This is a genomic window from Candidatus Bathyarchaeota archaeon (assembly GCA_029882535.1).
In the GTDB taxonomy this organism is placed as follows: Archaea; Thermoproteota; Bathyarchaeia; order Bathyarchaeales; family SOJC01; genus JAOUKM01.
This window is the reverse complement of the sequence record JAOUKM010000055.1, coordinates 1-5496: the sequence shown is the minus strand read 5'-3', so window position 1 is coordinate 5496 and position 5496 is coordinate 1. Positions and strand designations below refer to the sequence as shown.

10 protein-coding genes are annotated in these 5496 nt (G+C 43.8%); 9 read left to right on the top strand and 1 reads right to left on the bottom strand.

Going from position 1 to position 5496, the window contains the following annotated elements:
• The 9 genes from OEX01_09245 to ftsY form a co-directional block, all read left to right on the top strand.
• On the top strand, window positions 1-868 hold an 868-nt coding region (locus tag OEX01_09245), incomplete at its 5' end, for an MFS transporter (protein ID MDH5449166.1).
• A 280-nt stretch (window positions 869-1148) separates the two neighbouring features.
• Window positions 1149-1604: a 30S ribosomal protein S19e gene (locus OEX01_09240; GenBank protein MDH5449165.1), complete on the top strand. Its 456-nt coding sequence runs from the start codon at window positions 1149-1151 to the stop codon at window positions 1602-1604.
• A gap of 12 nt (window positions 1605-1616) precedes the next feature.
• A complete protein-coding gene (locus tag OEX01_09235) occupies window positions 1617-1949 on the top strand; it encodes a DNA-binding protein (GenBank protein MDH5449164.1) in 333 nt (110 codons plus the stop codon).
• A 2-nt stretch (window positions 1950-1951) separates the two neighbouring features.
• Window positions 1952-2107: a 50S ribosomal protein L39e gene (locus tag OEX01_09230; protein ID MDH5449163.1), complete on the top strand. Its 156-nt coding sequence runs from the start codon at window positions 1952-1954 to the stop codon at window positions 2105-2107.
• A gap of 13 nt (window positions 2108-2120) precedes the next feature.
• On the top strand, window positions 2121-2609 hold the full coding sequence (locus OEX01_09225; GenBank protein ID MDH5449162.1) for a hypothetical protein: 489 nt from the start codon (window positions 2121-2123) through the stop codon (window positions 2607-2609).
• A gap of 11 nt (window positions 2610-2620) precedes the next feature.
• Window positions 2621-3295, top strand: coding sequence for a translation initiation factor IF-6 (locus tag OEX01_09220; protein ID MDH5449161.1), 675 nt, complete (start codon window positions 2621-2623; stop codon window positions 3293-3295).
• Between the two features lies 1 nt (window position 3296).
• Entirely contained in the window at window positions 3297-3548 is a 252-nt protein-coding gene (gene rpl18a / locus OEX01_09215; GenBank protein MDH5449160.1) for a 50S ribosomal protein L18Ae, read from the top strand.
• The gene (gene pfdA, locus OEX01_09210; GenBank protein MDH5449159.1) at window positions 3538-4002 is read left to right on the top strand and encodes a prefoldin subunit alpha; all 465 of its coding nucleotides are present in this window, start codon (window positions 3538-3540) and stop codon (window positions 4000-4002) included. The genes rpl18a and pfdA overlap by 11 nt, the downstream gene beginning before the upstream one ends.
• Complete coding sequence (gene ftsY, locus OEX01_09205; protein ID MDH5449158.1) at window positions 3974-4879, top strand: signal recognition particle-docking protein FtsY; 906 nt, start codon at window positions 3974-3976, stop codon at window positions 4877-4879. The genes pfdA and ftsY overlap by 29 nt, the downstream gene beginning before the upstream one ends.
• Before the next feature lie 124 nt (window positions 4880-5003).
• Here ftsY and OEX01_09200 read toward each other — a convergent pair.
• The coding region (locus OEX01_09200; protein ID MDH5449157.1) for an ornithine carbamoyltransferase at window positions 5004-5496 on the bottom strand (493 nt) is incomplete at its 5' end.

Genomic DNA, 5496 nt, shown 5'->3' with positions numbered 1-5496 from the left:
GTCTCAAGAAAGGGGGAAACTAATGAGTGTAATCTCAAGCGTTGGCGGCGTTGGGCGAATATTAGGGATCACTGTCTCAGGCTTGTTATATGATTGGGGCGGCGAAGCTGGAGGGTTCAAAAATGGTATATTATTTTTCTTCGCATCTGGTATTATGCTTGCAAGCGCCGCCCTAATTTGGTTCAGTACACATTCTTCAGAGCAGATTTATAAGAGTAGACAAAGTGACAAGTTTTTCTTTAAACAAAATGTAGCGTTGCCAAACAGCTATAGCCCCAGAGCCTTCTATTGGTTTCTTGCCTCTATTTTTGTTGTCGGATTAGGCGTTTACTCAATACTGCAAGTCTATATATTTTACGTTAGGCTTGACTCGCCCATCGGAGCTTCCTCTTTTGAGGTAGCGATGATTCGTAATTCAGCTTCAATCGCAACAATCATAGCTAGTTTGTTAGCTGGGCTTCTCGCAGACAAGATTGGAAGAAAAAAAGCCCTAGGTCTAGGGCTAGCGTTGGCAGTTATTACTCCTCTTCTTTACATGTTTGCTCAAAATTCTTTACAAATGATTGTTATTAACAGTCTAAGCGGGGTCTCCATGGCACTTATGACTGTTGTTGGGTATTTGCTAGCGGCAGACCTCATCCCTGAAGAGCGTAGAGGGAGACTCTTTGGGCAGTACAATGCAGTCACTTCCATATCATTTGGGATAGCCGGCACCTTTCTAGGAGGTCCAATTGCCGATTATTTGATCGGCACAGGGGCAGCTCAAGCAGCTGCTTATGTTACCACTTTTCAAGTCGCCTCTGCAGTGAGCCTAATAGGTACCATCATATTTGCATTAAAAGTCAAATCAAGCATACTCAAACCTTAACTCCAAATTGCTAGCTCCCACGATATTTGCATTAATATTATTAATGCTCTTGTAGGCACCAAAGCTTCTCCTAACAACACAACCTTCAGAAGAACAACTACCAACACCCCATTCTTTGCCATCACACAATCAACCCAATTCATATTTGCCGCCTATTTGAAGCCTATCAAGATGGTTTAGCCTATGCGCCGAGAACACACAAAACAAACCTAACAAGGAGTAAGCCTTTATAAGAGGCTTCATAAATCTTCTGAAGGAAAACAACCACAGGTAAATAACCTTGCCAACACCATACGACGTCCCAACACAAGCATTCATCAACAAACTAGCCCAATACATAAAAGACAACATAGACCAAGTCACCCCCCCACAATGGGCACCCTACGTAAAAACAGGCACTTACGCAACACAACAACCCCAAAACCCAAACTGGTGGTATATACGCTGCGCCTCACTACTCCGAAAAACCTACATGAAAGGCCCAATAGGCGTCGAGAGACTAAGAGCACAATACAGCGGAAGAAAAGACCTCGGAGTCCGCCCAGAACACGTGAGAAAAGGCGCGGGCAGCAACATCAGAAAACTCTTCCAACAACTTGAAACTGCTGGACTTGTTGAAAACGTGAAAGGGAAGGGTAGAGTGCTAACAAACGAAGGCAGACGACTACTAGACACAATAGCCACCGAAATAAAAACAGAACTAGAAAAGAAAGTGCCTGAACTAGCAAAATATTAAAGATGAAAGACTATGAGCGAGGACGAAGAAATCGAAGCGCTACGCAAAAAAAAACTGCTAGAACTACAGCAAAGACTCGCCCAAGAACAACAACGAGCCCAAATGCAACAACAAGTCGAAATACAGAAACAAGCTCTACTCCGCCGCATACTCTCATCAGAAGCCAGACAACGCCTCACAAACCTAAAAATGGTAAAGCCTGAATTTGCAGGACAAATCGAACTTCAACTCATACAACTCGCTCAGACAGGACGCTTAAAAATCCCAGTTACCGATAACCAACTAAAAGAAATATTAGCTCAATTACAGACTCAACGTCGAGACATCAAAATAAGGAGAAAATAACAATGGCTAGAAACAAACCAACCGCGAGAAAACGTAGACTGGCAAAGGCTGGGAAGCAAAAAAAGCCAGTTCCCACATGGGTAGTAGCTAAGACTCTAGGTCGAGTTAGAAGGCATCCTAAGAGTAAACATTGGCGACGTTCCAAACTTAAAGCATAGAGGAAGCGGTGCCTTGGAAGAAAAGACAGAGGAAACTACGGAAGCAGAAGAGGAAGAAGAACTGCCGGGGAAAGAAACTGAAACTCTCGAAGAAACCGAAGTCGTTAAGGAAGAAGAGGGAATAGACGAAGAAGAAGCTGAAGAGGAGACTCTAGAAGAGGAAGAGATTGAAGAAGAAGCACCACCTCGTCGAAAAGAAGAGGAAGAGGAATTTGTAGAAGAAAGAATCTACACTATACCCTTGCGGCGTGCTTGGATAATGCCACCTAAAAAACGGACTCCCAAAGCCATCCGCATCATCAAAGCTTTTGTTCAAAGACATATGAAAGTTGGTGAAGTAGCAATTGAAAGGGAAGGCGAAGAGGAAGAAGGCGGCAGAATAATTATCAGCAACGAGGTTAATGAGAAAATTTGGAGCCGAGGAATCGAGAAACCTCCTCGAAAATTAAGGATTCGCGCTGCCAAAGATGAAGAGGGTAATGTAACCATTTTCCTAGCCTAGGAGACGAACGGTTGGCAATTTTCTTGCTAAGTCTTTTCGGAAGCGCAAGCATAGGGATCTACTCCCTAGCCACTGACAAAATAGCGATAATTCCCCCCCAAGCGCCTGAAACGAAAGCTAACAAAGTTGAGAAATGGCTAGGTGTAAAGGTGGCTAAGACAATTATTGGCGGTTCGGTTGTAGTAGGCGCTTTGGCATGCGCCAACTCGAACGGTGTGGTTTTGCCTTATTATGTGCGAGAGGAAGAACTGGAAATCATAAAGGCAGTGTCTGATGATGCAAATTTGACGGTGATGGAGACAAAAAGAAACGCCTATGGGACCATGGTTCTTACAAATGATTATGGCGCTATTGTTGATCCGAGGCTTAAACCTAAAACTATTGAGAAAATATCTGATACTTTGGGCGTTGAGGTTGTTCTGGGGGAGATTGCAGGTTTGCCTTACGTTGGTTCGTTGGCTTTGGCTACGAATAAAGGTGTCTTGGCGCATCCGTTGATTAAGGAGGAGGAACAGCAACTTCTAAAGGAGGTGTTGAAGGTGCCTGTAGATGTCGGAACCATAAATTGTGGAATACCTTATGTATCCACAGGGTTAATAGGAAACAGTGGCAATGTAGTGGCAGGATTCTTTACTACAGGTCCTGAAATGTTTATAATGGGACAAGCTCTTGATGTGGTGAAATAAGATGAGCGAAGTCAAAGTGTTCCGTGTGACGGGTGAAATAGTAAAGCCTAACTTGAGAACGACTTTCAAAAAGGAAGTCAGAGCCTTGAAGCCTGAAAACGCAAAAGAAAAGGTATACATGGAATTGGGAAGCAAACACAGGGCAAAACATTTTCAAATCAAAATTTTCAAAATCGAAGAAATTTCTCCGGAGGAGATTGAAAGCCCCCTCATAAAGAAGTTGACCTTAGGGGAGGAAGCAGATGTCAAGTGACGAGGAAACTTTTCGAAGACTGCTGACGGAGCTTCGGCTGTTAGAAGGCACCGCAGACGCCTTGCAAAACAGAGTCAACTTAGTGAGCGCTGCTACAACTGAACTTGCCTTTGCGTCTGCGACGATGGAAGGGTTAGAAAAGGAAAAAAAGGGTACTCCTTTGCTTGTACCCATTGGCGGCGGCTCTTTCATAAAAGCTGAAGTGGCAACAACAGAGACGATGGTGGTTGGTATAGGTGCTGGTGTGTCGGTGGAGACGTCTAGAGACGAAGCTAGGCAAACTTTGGAGAAGCGCATGGCGGAGCTGGAGACGTCTAGGAACAATCTTCAGCAGCAGCTAGCTCAGGTGATAGCAAAGATGCGTACAAAAAGACAGCAGCTTGACGAAGTTTCGGTGAGGCTCAGTGGAAGGAGGCAAGCAGACGATGTTCGAAAAACTAAAAGCGGGACTTAGCGGTTTAGTTAACAAAATTACAGCAACCGAACTTAAAACAAAACAGCTTCAGCCAATCCTATATGATTTTAAGTTAAGCCTAGTCGAGAACGATGTAGCTTTTCGAGTTGCGGAACGCATATCTTATGAGATGGAGAAACGCCTTGAAGGCGTTGAGGTAAAGCGTTTAGAAGACCGAAAAAAGGTTGTGAAGAAGAATTTACGCGAAGTTTTGCTAGAAATCTTAAACACGGATGAAAAGATAGACTTGCTAAAGATGGTTGAAGAGAAGCAGAAAGATGGAGAGCCATTCGTTATTGCGTTTGTTGGAATCAATGGCACGGGAAAGACAACGAGTATCGCTAAGATTGCCAAGTTGTTTATGGAAAAGGGTTATACAGTTGTTTTGGCTTGCAGCGATACGTATAGAGCTGGCTCGATTGAGCAGTTGGAGGAGCATGCAAAAAGGCTTGAGGTACGCATGATTAAGCATCGTTACGGGGCTGACCCTGCTGCAGTGGCTTTTGATGCTATAAAGCATGCAGAGGCTCACGGCGTTAATGTGGTGCTTATTGACACGGCGGGGCGTATTCAAACCGATAAGAACTTGATGAACGAGTTGGCGAAGGTCAAGCGCATTGTGAATCCAGATTTGACTTTGCTTGTGGTTGATGCCTTGACGGGGAATGATGCGGTTATGCAGGCTGAAGAGTTTAACAAAAGCGTGGGCATAGATGGAACTATTTTGACGAAGGTGGATGCTGATGTGAAGGGCGGTTCAGCGCTAAGCGTTACGTATGTGACTGGTAAGCCCATACTGTTCATTGGTGTGGGTCAAATGTATGAAGACTTGCAGCCTTTTAAGCCAGAACAATTCACCCAAATGATACTAAAATAAAAAGCAATTGTACTAACATTCTATTGATGTTTCCCTCTCAATAGTTAATAGATGAGAAGAACTTTTGTCGAGTCTCTTGCAAACTCTTATCCTACTGGCAATTTGAGAAATTAAATGAGATTTATCATATTTTGTTGAGAAGTTTCAGCAGTATCGCCTTTTCGCTGTGCAATCTATTCTCAGCTTGGTCATAGATCACACTATTGGACGCTTCTATTAGTTCGCCACTTATTTCGTAGCCTCTATGGATGGGCATATCATGCATTATTAGCGCGTCGCTGTCTTCCATTAGTTTTCTGTTAATTTGATAGGGCATCATCAGCTTGATGCGTTCTTCCTTTTCTTCTTTGAATTTTGGGTCGAGGAAAAGTTCCATGTCAACCCATGTATCTGTATAAACAGCATCTGCGTCCTTTACAGCGTTCTTCACATCAAGTGTTGAATGGTACAATCCTGTTTTTTTCCCTTTTTCAAGCAACTCAGAGTCCTGAGCGGGTTCATGTGTAATCGGCGTTACGGTTGTAATCTGCATGCCAGTCATGGTGCAGGCTTCAATGAGGGAGTTGCACACATTATTGTGGACACCGATGTAAACCAGCTTTAACCCTTTCATCCTG